Raw genomic sequence first — 21984 nt, forward strand, 5'->3', positions numbered from 1 at the left:
AACGTAATTTGCTAATAGGGCAAGAGTAATGGAGTGGAGTGAAAACCATGAGGAAAATGCGTGTTTGTAGTAAATATATCGTGTTTTTTGTTTTATTAATATTAATGGTCCCGACGATAACAGCTGCAGCGACAATCGCTCCAGCTGTTAATTTTACGGTGACGCCTTCACAAAGTGAAATTGTGAAGCCGAGCAATAGCGATGCACAGGGCAGTTTAGATATTCGCTTAACACCAGAGGGAAAAGCAACTAATGCTAATCGACCTCCAATTGATGTAGCGTTTGTGTTTGATAAGTCGGGGTCGATGGTCATACCCAATGATTTAAAGTTTAAGAGTGCAAAAAATGCATTATCAGAAGCAGTGAAATACTTTAGCATGGATCCTAATAAAAATGATCGATTTGCATTTATTTCTTTTGATAGTGATGTAAAAATAAATGAACCCTTTCCTATCTATACAACACCATCAACCTATAAAGTTATAGAAAAGTTGGGGAAAATTGATTCTGCTGCGCAAGGGCTCGCAGCTGATGGAGGAACTAATTATACTCAATCTTTTCAGCAAGCAGCAAGCATGTTAACAACAGGAAATAATAGTAATTCAGCGAAATATATTTTCTTTATGACAGATGGACAGCCGACAGTCTCGGAAGTTGTAGAAAATGGAAAAAATGTAACATATATGATTGCTTCTTATGTCAATCAATCTAAATTAAGGGGATTTAGAATAGTATCAAACAAAACTGAAGAGATTTCCTTGAGTGAGGCAAAGAAAAAAATAGATGCTCATATTCAGAGTGAAGTAAATAATCTTGCTAATAAGGACATAAAACTATATTCTATCGGTTTTGGAAATAATGATGATGTAGATATGAACTATTTGAGCAGACTTTCTGAAACGACTGGAGTTACAGCACAACAGGCTTCTACAGATACAATCGCTAAAATATTCCAGGATATTTCTGGCAAGATTGCAACACCAACCATTACAGCAACAGTGAAAATTAATATTTCAAAATTTGGTGGTAAAGTGAAATTAGCGGATGGTGCTAGTGCAACAACTGACAGTGCTGGCAATATTATTGTGAAAAAGGATATTTTATTTCCAATTAATCAAGATACACCAGGACCAATCGATGTATCCTTACCAGTGACATTCAGCAGTACGGGAACATATAATTTTGATAATATTAAGCTGGAGTATCGGGATTTAGACGGTGTGTCTCGTGAAAAGACAACAAGCGCAACAATCACGGTAAAAGATGATGCACCAGCAGGTTTTATTAATATTATGACATTGGAAAAACAAGTGAATGAATTAAATAACTTAGTCAAAACAACTGGTTCAAATGACCGAACAAACTATTTTAATGTGAAATACTCTTTAAAACCTACCAATCTCGTAAATAATGCGGTTAGTGGACAACTGAAAAACTTAGTAATTGAACAGCCGATACCAGATAGTGTTTCTTTAATTCCGAGTACAAATGTAACCGAACAGTTAAGGGATGGAAAACGGTATGCAGTTATTTCACTAAAGAATAATGATATAAATTATTCAAGAGGGAGTTTTTCTCCTGCAGAAGTAACTACAAGTATTCCTTTTAAAGTGGATTATGCAGTAACAAACCTTACAATGCCAAGTGCAAGCTTAAAGTTTACTGATACACGTTTTTCCGGCAGTAGCACAACAAGTATTCCAGCATCCTCCCAAGCAATTAATATGAAGGTACAGCTAAAAGAGCAAAATATTAATAAGTATGAAGGCGATTCAGCAGGTGTTATTGAAAAAAGGGAACTCGCAACAAATATTAAGCTTGCACAAACAGATGCATCTGCTAATGTTGATCTAGCAAATAAAGCAGTCAAGGATATGGTATATAAAACTGGCTCCAACAATCAGATAGTAGAAATAACTTATTTAGATGAAAGTAAAGCTTATTTATATTTAGTTCCAAATTATGAGTTAATTGGGAACACAACAAAAAATAAATATAACAGCGGTGAAACGGCTAATGAATCAATCGATATGAAACTATCAAATAAAGTTGCTGGTAATGATGTGCTGTATTATTATCAAATAAAAAATGGCAGTCAAACGAGCAGCTGGACAGCATTTACTCCCACTGACGTGATACCAATAACAAAAACGGGATTAAATGAGATCAAAGTAAAAGCGACAGGCGGATTCTCCAATAATGTAGAGGTATCAAAAAATATTACGATTACGAAAAAAGTTCAAAGTATTACAGTTAATCCAAATCCAATCAACTTAACTGTTAATTCAGCAGACAGTGTAAAAAGTTTTACGGTAACAGTGGAACCAAGTGATGCTACAATTAAAAATTTTGCTATATCGATAGAAAATCCAACTATTGCGACTCTCATACCAGGTCAAAATACAATTAGTGCTAAAACAACTGGAACAACGACTCTAGTTGTCAAAGCACAAGATGGATCAAATGTTGAAGTAAGGGTACCTGTTACGGTTATTGATCCATATATTGCATTGGATTCTATCAAGTTCAGCGAACCAGTCTATAAGGTTGAAATCAATGAGAAATTGGCAATCAAGGATTTATTAACATTTACTCCTTCTAACGCAACAAATAAGGAGTTGGAACAAGTAATTTCCAGTATGCCTGACAGAGTAGAAGTAGTGAAAATAGGGAATGAATATTACGTAAAAGGAAATAAAATTGGCTACTCAACAGTCACAGCCACTGCGGAGAAACAAAAAAATGGCAGTCAAACATCGGATTCCGCTCTTTTTGAAGTCGTAAAGGACAATGACGGCGGCGGTAATGGAGATGGAAATGAAGGAGACGGACGTTGGTAAAGAAGGGCGAGTAAACCTGACAACACCGTATTAATTTAAATGTTACTAATAGAAAAGGTGAATGTTCCGCATTTCGGAACATCCACCTTTTTATGTTTTCACCTATTACTGAATGACAAATTCGTCAGGAATCATTTGCAAGTGATCAACTACAGGCAATGCATCGATACCTTCTAATAATACATCCTTATCATAATCTACGATAAATCGGGACAAATAATCCTCTGATGATCGAGGAATGTTTAGGATGCTTTTTATATTGCTATTTGGGCGGATGGCATTAATTTCTAAGGAGCGTCTTGCAAAGATACCACCTTTTATATAAAACAAGGATCCAACACCATAAAGCTCTGCGTTTTCTTCTGTATAAAAAAATGCTTGCAAAGGCTTGATTGTATCCTCTTTTTCAGGAAGATAGGGAGATCCCTTTTCTCGGAGATGCGAAAAGTTAGTAAACTCATTCATTCTTGTTATTGTCAACTTCTTTTTTGCTAATAGTACAAGCTGTCCTGTTTGACTGGTGCCGTCATGTGCAATATAAGGCTCACCGATGATATTAGCATTGGATACAAACGCTTCATTAGCAGAATAGACGACAGAATTAAAAGAGATTGCGTCATTTTCGCCATTTTCTTCTCCGGATTCATCTCCTCTAATCGTAAATGTGCCAACACTGAAAATATTTTTTAGAAGGTGGATGGTTGTGTTATTAGGACGAATAGTAGTTGTTCCTCCTGCTAATAAGGAGCCATTCATCTTAATCCCGCTGTCTGGTTTAAGTGTTTGATTTGCTTCCGAGTCTAAAATAATATTCCCTGCGGCAAAAATATCTTGATAAAAAGTTGCAGATCCACTGAAATTAATAATATGAATATCTCCTGATACAAATATATTTTTATTAAATATCAAGTTATCATTTCCAACAAGATAGAGATCACCATCGACGACTAATTGATTATTGAAGGTGATAGGTCTATTTGCAGTACTTGTTACAACAACATTTCCTTTTAGTATAATAGGAGCATCAAGGGTTAATTGGTTGTTATTGCTTTCAATTCTATAGCTTTCACCCAGCTTCTCAATGGAATTTCCAATAACGCTTAACGGAGTTTCTTGTTGAGTAACTTTTTTGATTACACCATTTGTATTCGTTGTGTCAGTTATCGTCATCCCAGCTATTGCCGTTTGCAGGATAGATGGAATGGTATTGATTGATGATACAGTTTGTAGATTATTTTTCTGTAAGGTACTGTTTACTCTTTGCAAAAAGGTGGAGACAAAGTCGATATTAATAAATTGACTGTCATTTTTTAAAGCAGGCACCTCTTTTTTATAAAAATTATCGCCTTTTAAAATAGGGATTACGCCAGTTTGATTGCTGTAAACATCACCTATAATGGAAGGCATTAAAGATTTTTCCTTTTTGGCAGTCCCGTCTTTTAGCTCATAGTTTGCTTGATTGGCGATATGAAGCTGGTTAGCATAAATATTGCCGTTTATATTAGGCGATCCATTTAAAAATAAGCCTTCCTTATCATCAGAAGAATCAGAACCGACAGCATATTTTAAAAAGCTGGGAAGTGGTGAAAGAATAATGCGTTTTTTTAATGTTCGTGTAACGCTTCCTTCTGTTTCATTAGGATTATTGGTAACCAAGGTGATTTCCAGAACCCTCGTAAAATCACTGCTTTTATTAATCGAAAACGTGCTTTGTTTGGTTAGTTTATCTTCCCCGCAGCTTTGGTCTGATTGCACAACATCATCAGCACCAACTGTCCCGTCGCTTAAATCAGCAATGCTTAAGCAGGAAATGGAAGATGCATAAGATGGATTATCCAATATTTTATGTAAACTTGCAGTCAACACCTTTGTTCTTAGATCTACATCAAAGGAAGAGTTGACCGCTATTTGATTCAGACTGCTATACAGATAGCTTTTAATTGGCAGCAAATTTAATGTTTGGGCAATATCCGATGTTATTTCTTCTAAAACCTTTTTGCTTTGAAACGTAATATCAATATCCGTTTCACGTGTTTCCACTCTTTTGGTGCCGCTGATGGAAGAAGCAACAATCGCCAGTCCAATAGTTGTAAACACTAATGAGATTAATAGAACAGTAACGAGTGCATTGCCCTTTTCGTTTATTCTTTTCATAAAATTCTCCTTAAAAACCAAATTGGCTTTCTAATGTAAGAGGTTTTTTTAGTCTTTTTTGATCAATGATAAATGTAACATGGATGATTCCGTGAAGGCATTTGTTAGTATCTTTTTCATCTGTTTTCGAGCAGGTTAAATTTAAGATAGAATGATTAAAATCTCCATTTCCTTCTAAAATCTTTCCATTAATCGCAACAGATTTAATGGTGTTTCCATCCATTTTTTGATCAACTAATTCAATGCTTCTAACGGTTGCATTCGAATAATCTTCTTTTTTAGGTGTATAAAAAGAAGAATTTTCTTTATCCGTTTTTTCAAATACTGTCTGTTCGGAATCGTATAAATCGATTCGGTTTGCAGATGTAGATTGAACATAATCAAAAGGTAAGCTATTAAATGCATTCATCATCATAGAAACTGCATAGTCAGCATCATCTCGAAGCTGCCCTTCAATCTGAATTTTATTATATAAGGAAAGGCCAGATTGAAAGACACCATAAATGACAGGCATGACAATTGCTAGAATCGTAATCGTTGCTAACAGCTCATACAGAGTTATGCCTCTTTCATCGAAGATCCTCACTTTTTACCGCTCCTTTTACTGTTGTATCATATGCATGGTTGTTTACATTCCAAGTTACCCTAACACTGATCGGGATAAAATAAGAAGTATAGTTATTATCTAAAGTTGGATTAACTTCTACATGGTAATCAATATTATTTATTTTAATAGGGTGACAGCTTCCTGAACTTGAGTTGTTTGACCACTGAATGGTATAGCTGTCATTACATACTACTAAACTTCCTTTAGCAGAAGAATCTTTTTCTAGCATACTTTTAATTTCCATAAAAGAAGACTGTTCCATAAATGTTAAAGCATTTCTAGCGACATTTACTCCAGCTGTTTTTTTTTGATTTAAGTTTGTATAAGAATAGGCTTGTGTAAAAAAGTTCATTATACCTAGCAAAACAATACTAAGGATTGTTAAAGAAACAAGCACTTCTATTAATGTTAAACCTTTTGAACTAGAAAGACACTTTGAAAATTTCATGTTATACCCTGCTTTCAAAATTACTAATCTTATTATACAATACTTATTAGTTGTCAAATAACTAAAATCGTCAAAAACATGATTCAAAAGTTTAATTGAATTGACAATAAATGTTATTAATATGAAGAAAAACCTATTTCAAAAGGTGGTGTACAATGATTTTGTATATTTTAGCACTTTTTTCCTTATTATTGGTTATTCCAATTATGTATTTATTACCATTGGATTTATCAAACCGTGGAAAAGTGCTTATTGTTGGATTAGCATTATTTACAGCAATTAGCGGAATAGCTGCAGAAAATATCCTACAGAGCTGGCAATCAATATTACTTATGCTTTTGTGCGTCATCATTATTACATATTTTCTTATGAAAAAATCGCCGAATTTATTATTTATCTCCAATCAAGAAGAGGAAGAGATGGGCGATATACAGGAAGAGTTTTCATTTGCACAAGAAAAAAAAGATGATGGGAAAAGCAATAAACCAAATGAAGAAAATTCTGTTTTATTACAAGAAGATTATATAGAGGAAGCAGATATGTCCCATGAATCAGAAATTGCAATAAATGAGACAATCAAGCTTGAATCTATTGAAGAGGATCTTTCTGAAAAGATAGTTGTAGAAGCAGAGGAAGAAGAGGGATATTGGCTCTTAGATACTGAAGGCTCTGAATTGCATGAAAAAGAACCTGTGACAGAGAAAAATGAGGAAACAGCTTTAAACTACATGGAAGAAATAGAAAGCATGATGGAGCAAGGCGATTCTTGGAATGCCGCTGCTGCTAGTCAGGAACAGGGTGGAAAATCGAATACAAATAATCATCCTTCCGAACAGGAAGAATCAGCTCTTCCTTTTGAAGTGGATGAGTCTTTATTAGAGGAAATAGAACGACCTAACATAATGGAAAAGAGTCCATCCATACAACAAGAAGAGGAAGAATCTAACCTTCTTAGCGTGGAAGATTTGATAGAGGAAATCCATGATTTGCAGGAAGAGCTGTTAGTTGAAGAGCAAATGGAAATTATAGAAACAGAGAATACTTCTACCGAAGAGCTTGAACTGGATATAGTTGAATTTGATGCTGAGAACAGCAAGTCAGAAGAAAAAATTGATTTCTATGATGAAAAATTAGAAGAGATCAATAACCAGTTTGAGGAAAAAGAATCTGAGGAACAGGATATAGATATACCTTTTGACAATTCCTATGAAGTGGAAGGGAATGAATCTCCTTCGCTAAAGGAAGAGGAGAAACCAGTTGTAAATGAATTATCAAATAAAGTTATTGATAATACAATGATGCAGTTAACCATTATGAAAAAAATGGTGTCAAAAGAAGAGTATGAAACAGCGGTATTCTATTGTTTAAATGAAACGATAGGATTACAAGCATATTTTGCTTTTGCGAGCCTTTTGATTGAACAGTATGTGCATTATAAGGAAAAAGAAAAATTAGCAAACTTGCTAGATATGTTGAAAGACAAATTCCATTCAGAGCCGATTTTAATGGAACAGCTATTATTTATGGAACAAAGTTATTTACACAATTAAATAAGAAAGCATAGGTGAGATAGTAAAATGAAAAATAGTTCACAAATCAAAGGATTGCCAATAATTAGCATTTTAGATGGAAAACAAGAAGGAAATGTAAAATCTCTTATTATTAATCCGGAAAAGGGATCGGTTGATTTTTTAACATTAGAGCAGGAAGAATGGCAGGAAAGCATTCAGGCAATTCCATTTAAAAAAGTTATTGGTGTTGGGGAATACGCTGTTACCGTTGAAAGTGCCAATTCTATTATTGATTTAAATGAAATCCCAATTGCACAAGAATTAGTCAATAAAAAAATTACGATTGCTGGTACAAATGTGATGACAAGAAAAGGAGAGCTTCTTGGTAAAGTAGTCGAATATTATGTAAATGATGAAAACGGGGATATTATCGGACTCGGTACAGAAATCAAAGAACAAGAAAGCATTATTTTAGCGGAGTATGTAATAACTTATGGAAAAGACATTATTATTGTAAAAGAAGAAGCAGCAAATAATTTGCAACCTTCACTTTTTGAAAAGGAAGCAGAAGTGGAAACGGCTGAACTTGTATGGACTGATGATACAGCTGAGCTGGAAACAGCAAAGGAAGAAGAAGAGCGCCTTCAATCATTAAAAGAAAAACAATTGGAGCTGCTGACAGGTAAAAAAGTAGTAAAAGATATCTACACAAATGATGGAGAACAATTATTTGCAGAAGGAACGATTTTAACAGCAGAGGATATTCAAAAAGCGCAGAGCAACGGTCTTAATGTAGTGATTGAGTTATCTATGAGTGTAGAAGCCTAATATAAAGGAGTAAACACTACATGAAAAACGTTCAAGGCACAAAGCTGTTTTTAGCACTCCTGCTTACTACTTCGTTTATTTTTTCTTTTTCTCAGTTTGGTGCTAAAGCGTTTCAGCATTTTTTTCATCAAACAGATGGCTATGAGCCAAATACACAAATAGCTTCCATCCATGCAGCTGGAATGAATGATGAAGAAGTAGGAAAAGCAGTAGTGTCTAAACAAGCAGATTGGGAAAAAGGGACAGTCATTACGATTAAATATAAAGAAAAAACAAAAGTAGTCGACACAAAACTGTTTGATTTTCGCTTGCAGGATTCTGTTGCTCAGATGAAGCAGGGGATAAACAATCAAGTACTCGTTTCCATTGATGAAGAGAAATGGAAATCATTTTTGATGTCAATCTCCTCTGAAATCGTTGAGGAAGATGCCTTCTATTTAAATAAATTAAATGATAGTTTACTAGCAATCGCAGCAAACCTGCAAACAGGTAATATTTTACTGGATGTGAATGACTATCGAATAAGCAAAAAACAAGAAGAGCAAATGCTCTCAGAAACCGTTTTATCGGTGGAAGATAATCAAACAAATATCGAAAAATGGGTAAAAACATTCCCTTCCTTTACTGTTGCTCCACAATCGTCTTTTTCCTTATTGAAGACAATGGAGGATAGTGGAGGAAATTTATACAGTGATGAGACGTTGAGTATGGTTGCAACGGCCATGCATAGTATGATTCTTTCTACTAATTTTCCAATTGTAGAAAGATATTTAAGCAGTGAGCTGCCAAAGTATGCAACATTAGGATACGAAGCGAGGGTGAATAAAGACAAAGGAATGGATTACGCATTCAGTAATCCGAATGATGAATCCTTTATCCTCCATTTTAAAATGGTTGATCAAAAACTATATGTATCCTTAACAGGTGAACCTTTCCTTTATCAGTACAAAGTGCTTCTTTCAGGGAAAGAAAGCTTTAAACCGAAAACGGTTATTCAATTTGATCCAAAGCTTTCGTTTGGCCAATATAAAATTGCTTCAGAAGGAAAAGATGGTCAATTGGTGAAGGTGTATCGAAATATATTGGATAATAAAGGAGAGTCTGTAAAAAAAGAATTTGTTAGTGAAGACTTTTATGCGCCTGTTAAAGGAGTACTAGTTTATAGTTTGTTAGAAAAAGAGAGAATTACCACATCAAATGGTAATTCGCAAACAAATGACAACTCGGCAAATTCAAATGGAAATGATTCTAGTTCCACAGAAAATAAAGACAATAACGATTCAGACGGAACGGCAGCAGGAGATAAAAACAGTTCGGAATCTACGGATACAGATAAGAATCAAAACAAAGAAGATCAAACCAATACACAAGATAATCAAACAAATAACAAAGACAACCAAACAGATACACAAGAAGATCAAGCTAACCAATTGCCAGAAGGGGAAAAATAATTGCGATACGTAGGAGAATGACGATGAAATATACGCGAAAAAGATTAGGAGATTTATTAGTAGAAGCGGGACTGCTTACGGAAGAACAGCTTCAGCTCGCACTTAACGAAAAACATCCTGATCAACGACTTGGCGACAGTTTGCTGCAAAAAGGGTTTATTACAGAGCAGCAGCTTATTGAAGTATTGGAATTTCAGCTAGGAATTCCGCATGTCAGTTTATATCGATATCCATTTGATCCTAAATTATTCCATATTGTCTCAAAAGATATGGCGAAAAGGCAGTTGATTATCCCATTAAAAAAAGATGGCGATAAGCTGTTTGTCGCAATGGCAGATCCGATGGACTTCTATACTATTGATGATTTACGCCTTGCTACTGGGTTTCAAATCGAAACGGCCATTGCAACAAAAGATGATATTTTACGAGCCATTAATAAATATTATGACATGGATGAAGGTTTTGAAGAATTATTGCTGGAAAATGGTTCCGTAACGGATACAAAGGATGATTCATTAGCAGAACAAGATTCACCGATTGTTCGGCTTGTCAATCAAATTCTGCAAAATGCTGCAACCCTTAAAGCAAGTGATATTCATATTGATCCACAGGAGACAAAAGTTGTTATTCGTTATCGTGTAGATGGTGTTTTACGGACAGAACGAGTATTGCCAAAGCATATGCAAAGTGTTTTAATTGCCAGACTAAAGATTATGGCAAACCTGGACATAACGGAGCATCGTATTCCCCAGGATGGAAGAATTAAGATTAATGTAGACTTTCATCCGATTGATTTACGTGTTTCGACCTTGCCAACTGTTTATGGCGAAAAAGTGGTTATGCGTATATTGGACCTTGGAAGTGCTTTGAATGATTTAAACAAGCTGGGATTTAATAAGGTTAATTTAAATCGTTTTACGGATATGATTGAAAAACCAACAGGCATTGTGTTAATAACGGGTCCAACTGGGTCTGGTAAGTCGTCTACATTATATGCTGCGCTCAATCGCTTAAACAGTGAAGCAGTCAATATTATCACAGTAGAAGATCCTGTTGAATATCAGTTAGAGGGCGTCAATCAAATTCAAGTCAATACGAATGTTGGCATGACCTTTGCAACAGGACTTCGTGCTATCTTAAGACAAGATCCAAACGTCATTATGGTCGGAGAAATACGGGATAAAGAAACAGCTGAGGTAGCAGTCAGAGCCTCTCTTACAGGTCATTTAGTATTAAGCACATTACATACAAATGATTCATTAGGATCGGTAACAAGACTGCTTGATATGGGAGTGGAGCCATTTTTGGTTGCATCATCGATCAGCGGGATCGTTGCCCAAAGATTAGTTAGAAAAGTTTGCCGAGATTGCGGAAAGATTCATCCGGCAAGTGTGCGGGAAAAAGAGATTTTTGCTAAAAGAGGATTGTCGATTGAAAAAGTAGCCAGAGGAAAAGGATGCGCATCCTGTAATATGACTGGATACAAAGGCCGTGTCGCTATTCATGAGGTTTTAGTTATGAATGATGACATGAAACAGGTCATCATGAACGGAGAATCTTTTTCTACATTGCGGGAACTGGCAATTAAAGCAAAAACCATTTTTCTCATTGATGATGGATTGCTAAAAGTAAAGCAAGGTATTACAACGACAGAAGAAGTCCTCCGGGTAGCCATCCCTGATTAGGAGTGATGTTTGATGACTAGCAATATTGATTATTTATTACGAGTTGGTTTTGAATTAAAGGCATCTGATATCCATTTAACCGTTGGTGTCCCACCAGTTATGCGAATAAATGGGGAGTTGAAGCGGTATGGGAAAGAAAGTTTAAAGCCGGCAGATACAGAAGCGATGGCAAAAGCAATGATACCAGCCAATATGTGGAGCACCTTTGAGGAAAAGGGAGAGTTGGACTTTTCCTATAGTGTAAAAGGAATTTCCAGATTTCGTGTTAATACGTATAAGCAGCGTGCGTGTATTGCTTTAGCAATACGTGTTGTACCAACTTCTATCCCAAGTTTAGATAAATTAAATTTGCCGCAAATCTTAAAAAAAATCAGTGCCAAACCACAAGGATTGATTCTGATTACAGGTCCAACAGGAAGCGGGAAATCTACGACACTTGCAGCCATGATTGCCTATATGAATGAAACGATGAGAAAGCATATTATTACATTGGAAGATCCGATTGAATATTTGCATAAGCATGGGAATTGTATTATTGACCAACGGGAAGTTGGATTTGATACGAATAATTTTGCCAATGGATTAAGAGCATCGTTAAGACAGGACCCAGATGTTATATTAGTCGGAGAAATGCGGGATTTAGAAACAATTCAAACGGCGATTACTGCTGCTGAAACAGGGCATTTAGTGCTAGGCACTCTGCATACATCAAGTGCACCGGCGACGATTAACCGGATCATCGATGTGTTTCCTTCCTCACAGCAGGATCAAATACGCATTCAGCTTGCATCGGTTTTGGTCAGCATTGTTTCTCAGCGTCTGTTTCCAACAGCAGACAAATCAGGCAGAGTATCTGCGACAGAAATATTAATCAATAATGCGGCTGTTGCAAATCTCATCCGAAATGAGAAAATATATCAAATCCTTAATATTATGCAAACTTCAAGAGCGGCAGGCATGCATACTTTGGAGACAAATGTGAAGGAGCTAGTAAAACATGGCTCCATTTTAAAGGAAGCAGCACTTCCTTATTTACAAGAGAAGGAGCAATAGGGAGATGGCCCGCTACAAATACGAAGGCAGGGACAGAAAAGGCAAAAAAACAGGCATCGTCTCTGCCTTATCCAAAAGAGAAGCGATGCTGCAGCTAAAGGAAAAAGGAATCAAAGTCATCGAAATGAATGAAGTTCCTGAAACACTGCTGACAAAGGAAATAACATTGGGAAGCGCCGTGAAGCTGCAAGATTTTGTTATCTACTTACGGCAGTTTGCGACATTGCTGAAAGCAGGGGTTTCTGTTGTAGAAGCAACCGTTATTTTAGCCGAACAGACAGAAAGCAAAAGCTTAAAAAAAGCGCTGTTAGTTGTAGAGCAGGACTTGCGGGATGGAAATCCGCTCTCAGCAGCTGCCGCAAAGCATCGAAAAGTGTTTACAAGTATGTTTGTTAATATGATCAGAGCCGGTGAAGCAAGCGGGAATATGGATGAAACCCTTGAACGGCTTGCCGTCCATTTTGAAAAGCAGCATTTTACGAAGCAGAAAATAATCTCTGCCCTAACGTATCCGATTGCGATTGCAATTATCGCTGTTATTGTTGTTATTTTTCTTCTCGTCAAAATCGTACCGACATTTGTTGATATGTTTAAAGATTTTGGAGGAGAGCTGCCGAAAATCACCCAATTTGTATTAGGAGCAAGCGACTTTATGCAAAAGTTTTGGTGGCTGATTGTTTTATTGATGATTGCATTTGCTGTTAGCATTGTGTTGATTCGCAATAATAAAGCATCAAAATATTATTTAGACTATTTTTTGCTGAGAATGCCAATCTTCGGAAAAATTCTGCAAAAAGCAGCACTGGCAAGAATGACCAGAACATTAAGTTCTTTGTTTACAAGCTCTGTACCTATTCTGCAGGCATTATCGATTGTGGAAAGCATTATCGAAAATGAGGTTATTGCAAAAGTGCTGCAAAAATCGCGTAACTCATTGGAGCAGGGGCAGTCGCTAACGGAGCCGATGAAAGCACATTGGGTATTTCCACCCCTTGTTACACAAATGATTGCAATAGGGGAAGAAACTGGTTCACTCGATACCATGCTTTCAAAAGTCGCCGATTTTTACGAACGAGAAGTGGAAAGTGCAACAGATCGGCTTAAGTCGCTGATCGAGCCAATCATGATCGTTTTCCTAGCAAGCATTGTCGGCACAATCGTGACTTCTATCATGGTACCAATGTTTGAGATATTTAACCATGTACAATAATTTTATTTATTTTTAGAAAAATAATGATGTGAATCAAACTATGTATCTAGTATAATAGGTACATGTTGGAAGTAAAAAAAACAAAACAAAGGGGACTAAAAAATGCGTCAACTAATACAAAAGAAATTAAAAAATGAAAAAGGGTTAACGTTAATCGAGTTATTAGCAGTTATTGTTATTTTGGGGATTATTGCGGCAATTGCGATTCCGAGTATCTCTGGGATTATTCAGAAGTCACGTGAAGATGCAGTGAAAGCAGATGCAATTACAATTTTGAATGCTGCTAAAAACTATGTAGCTGCAAATGGTGTTACAGAAGAAGGAACTGCTAACATTACTAAAGGTCAATTAGGTTCCTATGTTGGGAATGTGAAATTTACAGGTGATTATTCAGTAGCAGTAGATGGAACGACATTTAAATTTTCAGCAGCTGAGTTACCGGTTGGGAAAGCAAAACTCACATTTACTAATGCTACAATTGAACAGATAAATAATGATAAAAATAAAACTGGTGAAGATAGAACTATTGGTAATTAATCAACATCAAAAGTAACACTTAAGTGAGGTTCTAACCAATGATCTACCTACTAATCTTCCTATACGGAATCACCCTCGGTTCGTTCTACAATGTAGTTGGGCTTAGGGTGCCGAAAAAAGAATCGATAGTAAGGCCTAGGTCTCATTGCACAAGCTGCGGTCATACATTGACGGCAATGGAATTAATACCAGTTTTAAGCTATATACTCGTAAGGGGGAAATGCAGGTGCTGCAAGGCATCGATTTCCCCCTTCTATCCTATATTCGAGCTTTTAACAGGTCTGCTGTTTGTGGTTTGTCCGTTTATACTTGGCTGGAGCTCTGAGCTTTTTGTTGCATGGACACTTATTTCATTGTTTATGATTATTACCGTTTCGGATCTTGTTTATATGATTATTCCAGATAAAGTGCTACTGTTTTTTTCTGGATTGTTGGTGATAGAAAGATTTTTTATTCCGCTGTCAGCATGGTGGGATTCTTTAGCAGGCGCGGCAGTAGCTTTTACTTTATTGCTTGTTATCGCCATTGTCAGCAAAGGCGGCATGGGCGGCGGTGATATTAAATTATTTGCTGTCATCGGTTTTGTAGTGGGAATAAAGCTTGTTTTAGTAGCTTTTTTCTGTGAAAATAAAACGGGCGAGTGGCTATTCTGGGTATCTGTATAATACAGTAACGTGTTCTATTTGATAGGGCGGGTACAGGATTTTGGTGTAAAGAAAATCTTGAAGCGTGGACTTCTAGAAAAAAGACAATAGTAAAGAAAGGGTGTGACCTCAATTTTTTAAAAAAATCACAACCTTAATAGAGTATTGTAATGGAAGGTCGTCTAACCAGCTAGACGTGGTTCAGAGAAGTGTTGCTTATTAATAAATAGGGTATATATAATTCTTAAAACTTTATGTGCAATAGCCTGTAAAGCTTTTTTCTTTCCTCTTCTTGCAGATAGAGACCAAAAAACATTTGACATTGAGGTATTTTTCGACCTTGATATAGCCCAAGCAACCTCACAAAGAGCAGCTTTTATATGTGGGTTTCCTTGAACGCTTTTGGAACTTTTCTTTTTACCAGCACTTTCATTATTGCCAGGTGATACACCAGCCCAAGAAGCTAAATGTCTTGATGAAGGGAATTGGCTCATATCTGTTCCGATTTCCGCAATAATAACAGCAGCTGTGTGTTCCTTTATACCTGGGATAGATAAAAGTATTTCTTTTTCTTCTTGATAGGAATGAAGCAGGGTATCTATCCTATTTTCAAGTTCTTGAATGGAAGTTTCCAAATACATGATATGATTCCAAGAGCTTTTAATCATAAACATTTGATGTTCATTTAATGTTCCGAAAAGAGAATCGGAAATGGTATCAGCCTTCTTGCGGAGAGAATGATGGATATTGGCATCAACATCAGCCTTATCAAGGTATCCATTATCGACTAACTGTTTCAAAAGTTTACGTCCAGAAACCCCAAAGATATCAGAAATAACTGAACCAAGCTTTATGTTTGAACATTCGAGGACCTTTGAAATTCTATTTTTTTCAGCTGTTAAGTTACCAACCCATTTCTTGCGTAAACGGTTCAAATCTCTTAATTCCCGAAGATCTTGGGAAGGGACAAAGCTTTTTTCAATCAATCCATGACGAAGAAGCTTGGCAATCCATTCTGCATCTGAAACATCGGTCTTACGACCAGGAACGTTTTTAATACGTTGGGCATTGGCCACAGTAATATCGAAATATCCTTCAAGGATGTTGTATACCGGCTTCCAATAGATTCCGGTACTTTCCAGAGCAATGTGTGTAATTTGTTTTTCTTCTAACCACTTTAATAAATCAAATAAACTTTTGGTTAAAGTGGAAAAAGTCTTGGTTTCTTTTTGAATGGATTCATTATTAGTGCCAGTTAGGGCACAAACTACAATCTCTTTTTGATGAACATCCATTCCGGCACAATGGGTTAATAAAATGTCCAAATAAAACAACCTCCAAAGTAGTGTCTATGGAAAGTGGAATAAGCTTGGTCAAACAGCATTTTTCTGTACGTGATCATCCTCAAAAATTGAAGAGTCAACAAAGGGGTGTACACAAGGCAAATTCCAAACAGTTTCTTATACAGGGTCGAACCACCACAAAAGCGCACGTAAAGATTACTTCCCATAGCATTAATCAGTATGGAAAAATGGACAAAAAAGTAAAACCCCGGCTTAGAAAAAATTTTCATGCCGGGGTGTGAGTGTGAAATCATGTGTGTTTCTTATCGACCTTATTAGGCACAGTCGGTGGACTGATTGGCATGCTGTTTGGCAAAGTAAAAAAAAGAAAGCCGATTCCGTTTGGCCCTTTTATTGTTTTAGGCACATTAATCAGCTATTTTTATGGAAATGAATTGATTGGCTGGTATGTAACATTCTTTCTTTGAAATATAGTAAGGAGTATTCATCATGGCATTATTTAGCTTTGGAAAAAATAAAATAGTCAATTTAATCATTAAAGATTATGTCATTCGTTTTGTGGAATTAAAGCAGCCAGAAGATCTTATTGTGCATAATTGGGGAGAGCGCTATCTTCCGGCAGGTTTAATCCATGAAGGGGTGATTCAAGATATCGAGACATTAACGATGATTTTGGAAGAATGCATCCAAGATTGGAAAATTGCCAAAAAACAAGTGCGTTTTCTTGTTCCTGATTCGTCTGTCGTAATTCGAAAGCTGCCAATTCCTGAAGATGTAAGTGCTGATGAAATAAAAGGGTATTTGTATATGGAATTAGGCACATCCATTCATTTGCCATTTGAAGATCCTGTTTTTGATTTTTATTTATTAGAGGAACGGGAAAACAAAAAGCAGCAGATTCTATTATTTGCAGCACCTGAACAAAATATTTCTGCCTTTGCAGATTTACTGGAGGATGTTAAGCTTTCGCCGATTGCGGCAGATATTTCTGCAATTGCTTTGTATCGCTATTATTTTCAAACGAGTGAACCAGCAAAAGAGGAAGTAGCAATGCTTGTCCAAATGGATGTTAAAACAGTAAATGTCAGCATCTTTGAACAACATTATCCCTTATTTATGCGGCATCTCCCTATGGAAGTAGATGAAGCAAAATGGGAAATTTCCCGCACTAATGAAGATAGAGAAGAATTTCAATATACTGGTGATAATCAAGAAGTCTATAATGGACTGGAAGATATTTATAAAGAGCTGGACAAGGTGTTAAGTTTTTACCGCTACACCCTTAATAAGGGAGAAAAGCAAGTAAATAAAATGATTGTAGTAGGAGATCATCCTTGGCTATCCAGCGTAATCGAGCAAATGAATGAACGATTTGACTACCCTGTCATGCAGTTAACAAGCAAAAGTATAATAAGCGATGACCCTATTCCAACATCCATGCTGGTTACTATTGGATTAGGTTTGAAAGAGGTGTAAAGATGTTAGTTGAAATTAACCTCCTTCCTAAAAAAGAAACCAAAAGTACTGCCTTTATTGTTTGGATTATTGCTGCAGCTTTTTTCGCCGTCCTACTGGCTGCTTTGTTTTTTTGGCAAATGTCCGTGAAAAAAGAAGCTATCGATACAACGCAAACAAGCATAAATGCTGCAGAAGAGTTGGCTGAAGCACAACGGCAAAAGCTGCTTAACTATGAAAATTCTCAATCTGTTAAAAAGCTGGATAATGCCATTTCTTGGGCTGGCAGTCAAAAAATTGACACCGTCTATATTCTTAAGAAGCTTGCGAACAATCTTCCAAACAGAGGATTTATCCAAGAGCTTGAACTAGAAGATCGACAAAAATTGGATTTGACGATTCAATTTGATACAAAAAGGGAAGCAACGTATTATTTAAATTCGTTGCTTGAGATAAAATGGGTCGAAGAAGCAATCCTGACAGATTCTAAATCTACGGATATTCTAGAAAATCAGGTAAGTGAAAAAATTGATCAAGATATAAAAGCGATGAAAAAATGGAATCTGGAGCCGCGGTATTTCGCTCAATATGAAGTCGTCTTAAACCTATCTGTACTAAAAGCAGAAGTAGCAGAAAAGAAAAAAGAGGATGAAAATAGCCCAGATGTAGATGAAGGGGAGGATTCCCCATGAGAATAACCGAAAATAAATCACTGATTCTGTTTGTATTTAGTATTATTGTGCTTATTATGCTGGCGGCTGGTGCTTATTATTTTTATTTAATGCCTCTCAATCAGGAAGCTGAAAGGAAACAGTCGGAACTTCAATCTGTCCAACAGCAAATTGCCATCCTTCAGTCTAAAATCAAATCCTCTAATAAAAAAGCAACAACTACTTCATTGGATTTGCAGAAAAAGGTTCCCGTTAAGCGGTTATTGGAACAAGCTTTGCTGGATATTGAAAAAGCAGAAATTGTGTCTGGTTCTAATCTTATTGAAATTAAGCTGAATGGAACGGAATCAGATGAAGAAGTAAAGAGTGAAGAGTTAACAACGGCAGATAAAGCGATTAAAGAGACAAACAAAACAGAAGAAAATAACACCGAATCCCAAGAAAATGCGGAATCAAGCGATCCTGCATTGCCAAGCGGCATAAAAAAAACATCGATTCATATTACTGGAGAATCAGATACTTATAATGAATTGGAGAAGCTAATTGATTCCATTCAATCTTCGGTAAGAATAATGGATATTGAATCCCTAAATGTAACAGGGCCGAAAGAAATCATAGCCGTAGAAGATAATGAACAAAAAATAGAGTTTGAAATGAGTGTATCCATTTATTATTATCCTGAACTCAATGATTTGATAAAGGATATACCTCCTTTAGAAAGTCCGAAAACATCAGATAAGAATAATCCGTTTGCTGATGTTTCCATAGAGGAAGATGCGGACAATTAAAATCCGTAAAAGAGGTTGTTCAAAAAGTTCTATAAAAATGACACATCGAATTTCTTTGTTGACTTGCTTTTCCGCTTCTCACGTATTAACTAGTGGATCTTCAACTAAAAACGCTCACGTCTTGTGAGCAACATGGAAGTCACCACATCCTGCGGAAGGCTGATGCTCAAAGCTAAGTCGCCTCGAACTTCTTGGTCTTTTTATCCTCCTTTTTGAACACGTACTAAAAGGAAAGAGGTCTAGAGATGATCAAAAAAACTAGACTAATAAACAATGAAAAGGGGTTAACCCTTGTTGAGCTGCTTGCAGTAATTGTTATTTTAGGCATCGTGGCGGCAATTGCTGTTCCTTCTGTTTTAAAAGTGATTCATGATATGAGGGATCGTGCTTTTATTGCAAATGCCTGGAATATGAAAGAAGCAACAGATTTTTATATTAAGCAGGAAACTACGAGTGGTACAGGTGCAAAAGAAAAAATCACGTATAAAGAGCTTGTTGATAATGGTTTTATGGGCTCCTTTCAAGATCCTGATACAGATAAAGAACTTGAATTATCCGACAATAGTTACGTTATTATTCAAAATAATACTGCTACTGCTGTATGTGTAAAAGGAGAGAAACGAAACCTTTGCACAAACGAAGGTGTAGAAGCGCCTATTCGATACAGCGACTTGAAGCCAAGTCTAATTGTGGAGAATCCTAACTGAATTTGACGAAATCATTCTATAACAAGACGACAAAAGTCTTGTTATTTTTTTTTGCTAGTATGATAGGATGGACAAAACTAGTGAAATTGGGGGTAGGACGAGTGAGCGAAAACCCGGGGAACCGCAAAACAATTACGATAAAAATCAACGGTCAAGAGCGTCCATTCCATGATAAAGAAAAGGGAAATAAAGTCATGGGGGCGGATTCATCCTCTCAAATAGAAGAAAAAAAGGAAAGGAACAATCAAGTCTTTCAAGAAGAAGCAGCAGCTGGCAGCGAAGTAATCGGAGAAGAAAGTTTTGATTGGATTCTGCCGACAGATGAACAGATGGAGGAAGTAAATGAGTTTCAAATAACGGAACAAACGTCAAAAGAGAAACTTAATTTTTTTAATCGGGAAAAAACAATAACCAAAAATAAAACATTGCCAAATGTGGTTCCATCAATATTTTTTGCAGTGCTTTTTGCGGTGATTTTAGGGACAGGCTTTGGATTCGTCCTTTTGAAAATGGTTAGCACCGATCAGCAAGCTGCTGCCCCAACAACAACAGGAACAGCTGCAGTGGCACCAACAAAAACAACAGAAAAACCAGGAAAAACGACTAGTACTGCTGTTGCGGAAAAAAAAGAGATTTCAACGTATATTGTGCAGCATATTATTTTATCAAAAGAAACTGCTGTTAAGCAGGAACAAACAAAACTGTTAAAAAAAGGATACATTAGTCAAAGGATAGATGGAGATGGAAAGATAGGTATTTATTTAGGTGTGGCCAGCGATATAGAAAGCGCAAAAAAAATGCAAAAAGAAATCAAAAAAAATGATGTTGAGGCTTTTGCAAAGGAAATTACATTTGGAAGTGGAAAAATAAAAAATATTAGCCAAAATGAAAAAAGCTTTATTGAACATGCACCAGAAATGTATGCTATTCTGACAAATGCTGTTACAGCCGCACAATATAATCAAGGGATTTCAGATGAGATGAAAACAAATCTTAATAAACAAAAAGCAGTAATAGATAAATTAAATACCAAGGATTTTAAAAATGAAAAAATAAAAACGATGGCAGCAGAATTGACGAATGGTTTAACAACTGGAATAGCATTGTCACAAAACAGCGGTCAAAAAGAAATTCAAACCATTCAAAAAGGATTGTTAACATTTTTAGGAGAGTATTCTGCATTATAAGAGGTTCCTTTGTGAACATGTAAAATGTACAATGATTACCTGGGAAATAATATCTTTTTAAAAGAGAACGAATAGAGTTCTCTTTTTTGCTGTAAAGCAGAAATATTGTCAAAACTATTCGATAAATTTCTACAAGATGCAACATATTACAGTTTATTTACTATTTAATAAAAAATTGATTTTCAAAATTGTTAAATAGTCCATTCTTTGATACGATAAATAGGTATCTCCCATATTGAATTGAAACTAGGCAGGTGGAAAAAATGAAACAAGCACAAACCCTCATATTAGCCTCATCTTCTCCTCGACGAAAAGAACTCCTTGAAGATCTTCGTCTATCTTTTGAAGTTTCCAGTAGTAATGTGGATGAAAGTTTTGATTGTTCGCTGGCACCAGAAGAAGTTGTCATGAGTTTGGCAGAAAAAAAGGCAAGATCAATCACTTCTTATCATGACAACCCATTTATTATCGGTGCAGACACAATTGTTTTTTACCAAGGAAATATATTAGGAAAACCGGAAACGAGAGAACAAGCTTTTTCGATGCTGAAAACCTTGTCAGGTTCGACTCACTCTGTGTATACAGGGGTGGCAATTGCAGCTAATGGTGACTGTTCAACGTTTTACGAAAAAACAGATGTATTATTTTGGGAATTGACAGATGAAGAGATAAACAGTTATTTAGACACCGGGGAACCATTTGATAAAGCGGGTGCATATGGAATTCAAGGAGTTGGCAGAATTCTTGTGAAAAAAATTAATGGAGACTATTTTACAGTAGTTGGACTTCCTATTTCCCGGTTAATTCGAGAATTAAAAGCTATTGGATTTTCCATTCCTTTTTAAACTTTATCACTCCCCCATCTTTTCTTTTTGAAATAGTGAAATGAAAGAAAGGGGCAAAA

Annotated in this window: 19 protein-coding genes and 1 pseudogene; 16 read left to right on the top strand and 4 right to left on the bottom strand. The window is 36.1% G+C overall.

What is annotated here, in order from left to right:
• Positions 1–47: 47 nt before the first annotated feature.
• Positions 48–2840 (top strand): VWA domain-containing protein, encoded by a 2793-nt coding sequence (locus AC5LWL_RS08245; RefSeq protein ID WP_493433860.1) that lies wholly within the window; start codon positions 48–50, stop codon positions 2838–2840.
• Positions 2841–2945: 105 nt separating this feature from the next.
• Here AC5LWL_RS08245 and AC5LWL_RS08250 read toward each other — a convergent pair whose 3' ends face one another.
• From AC5LWL_RS08250 to AC5LWL_RS08260, 3 genes are read right to left on the bottom strand one after another with little or no spacing between them, the layout of a single operon-like run.
• Positions 2946–4994: a hypothetical protein gene (locus AC5LWL_RS08250; protein ID WP_493433861.1), complete on the bottom strand. Its 2049-nt coding sequence runs from the start codon at positions 4992–4994 to the stop codon at positions 2946–2948.
• A gap of 10 nt (positions 4995–5004) precedes the next feature.
• Positions 5005–5580 carry a PilW family protein gene (locus AC5LWL_RS08255; protein ID WP_493433862.1) on the bottom strand — a complete coding sequence of 192 codons (576 nt, stop codon included), beginning with the start codon at positions 5578–5580 and terminating at the stop codon, positions 5005–5007.
• On the bottom strand, positions 5564–6049 hold the full coding sequence (locus AC5LWL_RS08260) for a type IV pilus modification PilV family protein (protein WP_493433863.1): 486 nt from the start codon (positions 6047–6049) through the stop codon (positions 5564–5566). The genes AC5LWL_RS08255 and AC5LWL_RS08260 overlap by 17 nt, the downstream gene beginning before the upstream one ends.
• A gap of 155 nt (positions 6050–6204) precedes the next feature.
• Here AC5LWL_RS08260 and AC5LWL_RS08265 point away from each other — a divergent pair, with 155 nt between their 5' ends.
• From AC5LWL_RS08265 to AC5LWL_RS08300, 8 genes and pseudogenes are all read left to right on the top strand, one after another.
• The gene (locus tag AC5LWL_RS08265) at positions 6205–7599 is read left to right on the top strand and encodes a hypothetical protein (protein WP_493433864.1); all 1395 of its coding nucleotides are present in this window, start codon (positions 6205–6207) and stop codon (positions 7597–7599) included.
• 27 nt (positions 7600–7626) lie between these two features.
• Complete coding sequence (locus tag AC5LWL_RS08270) at positions 7627–8388, top strand: PRC-barrel domain-containing protein (RefSeq protein ID WP_493433865.1); 762 nt, start codon at positions 7627–7629, stop codon at positions 8386–8388.
• A 20-nt stretch (positions 8389–8408) separates the two neighbouring features.
• Positions 8409–9839, top strand: a complete 1431-nt coding sequence (locus AC5LWL_RS08275) for a VanW family protein (RefSeq protein WP_493433866.1) — start codon at positions 8409–8411, stop codon at positions 9837–9839.
• A gap of 23 nt (positions 9840–9862) precedes the next feature.
• On the top strand, positions 9863–11524 hold the full coding sequence (locus tag AC5LWL_RS08280) for a GspE/PulE family protein (RefSeq protein ID WP_493433867.1): 1662 nt from the start codon (positions 9863–9865) through the stop codon (positions 11522–11524).
• A gap of 12 nt (positions 11525–11536) precedes the next feature.
• Complete coding sequence (locus tag AC5LWL_RS08285; RefSeq protein WP_493433868.1) at positions 11537–12577, top strand: type IV pilus twitching motility protein PilT; 1041 nt, start codon at positions 11537–11539, stop codon at positions 12575–12577.
• Positions 12578–12581: 4 nt separating this feature from the next.
• On the top strand, positions 12582–13787 hold the full coding sequence (locus AC5LWL_RS08290) for a type II secretion system F family protein (RefSeq protein WP_493433869.1): 1206 nt from the start codon (positions 12582–12584) through the stop codon (positions 13785–13787).
• 102 nt (positions 13788–13889) lie between these two features.
• Positions 13890–14324: a prepilin-type N-terminal cleavage/methylation domain-containing protein gene (locus AC5LWL_RS08295; protein WP_493433870.1), complete on the top strand. Its 435-nt coding sequence runs from the start codon at positions 13890–13892 to the stop codon at positions 14322–14324.
• 38 nt (positions 14325–14362) lie between these two features.
• A pseudogene (locus tag AC5LWL_RS08300) lies at positions 14363–14962 on the top strand (prepilin peptidase); the annotation flags it as partial.
• A 188-nt stretch (positions 14963–15150) separates the two neighbouring features.
• Here AC5LWL_RS08300 and AC5LWL_RS08305 read toward each other — a convergent pair.
• Complete coding sequence (locus AC5LWL_RS08305; protein WP_493432573.1) at positions 15151–16293, bottom strand: IS110 family RNA-guided transposase; 1143 nt, start codon at positions 16291–16293, stop codon at positions 15151–15153.
• Positions 16294–16565: 272 nt separating this feature from the next.
• Between AC5LWL_RS08305 and AC5LWL_RS08310 the strand changes: the two genes are divergently transcribed.
• The 7 genes from AC5LWL_RS08310 (at position 16566) to AC5LWL_RS08340 (ending at position 21925) form a co-directional block, all read left to right on the top strand.
• Positions 16566–16739 (top strand): hypothetical protein, encoded by a 174-nt coding sequence (locus AC5LWL_RS08310; protein ID WP_493433871.1) that lies wholly within the window; start codon positions 16566–16568, stop codon positions 16737–16739.
• Between the two features lie 22 nt (positions 16740–16761).
• Entirely contained in the window at positions 16762–17748 is a 987-nt protein-coding gene (pilM, locus tag AC5LWL_RS08315) for a type IV pilus biogenesis protein PilM (RefSeq protein WP_493433872.1), read from the top strand.
• A 2-nt stretch (positions 17749–17750) separates the two neighbouring features.
• On the top strand, positions 17751–18419 hold the full coding sequence (locus AC5LWL_RS08320; RefSeq protein ID WP_493433873.1) for a fimbrial assembly protein: 669 nt from the start codon (positions 17751–17753) through the stop codon (positions 18417–18419).
• Entirely contained in the window at positions 18416–19186 is a 771-nt protein-coding gene (locus tag AC5LWL_RS08325; protein WP_493433874.1) for a pilus assembly protein PilO, read from the top strand. The genes AC5LWL_RS08320 and AC5LWL_RS08325 overlap by 4 nt, the downstream gene beginning before the upstream one ends.
• Positions 19187–19431: 245 nt before the next feature.
• Positions 19432–19893 (top strand): type II secretion system protein, encoded by a 462-nt coding sequence (locus AC5LWL_RS08330; protein ID WP_493433875.1) that lies wholly within the window; start codon positions 19432–19434, stop codon positions 19891–19893.
• 101 nt (positions 19894–19994) lie between these two features.
• The gene (locus tag AC5LWL_RS08335) at positions 19995–21080 is read left to right on the top strand and encodes an SPOR domain-containing protein (RefSeq protein WP_493433876.1); all 1086 of its coding nucleotides are present in this window, start codon (positions 19995–19997) and stop codon (positions 21078–21080) included.
• Between the two features lie 263 nt (positions 21081–21343).
• Positions 21344–21925, top strand: a complete 582-nt coding sequence (locus AC5LWL_RS08340; RefSeq protein ID WP_493433877.1) for a Maf family protein — start codon at positions 21344–21346, stop codon at positions 21923–21925.
• The last annotated feature ends 59 nt before the right edge of the window (positions 21926–21984 follow it).

Source organism: Niallia sp. WK069_GA_01, assembly GCF_983173855.1.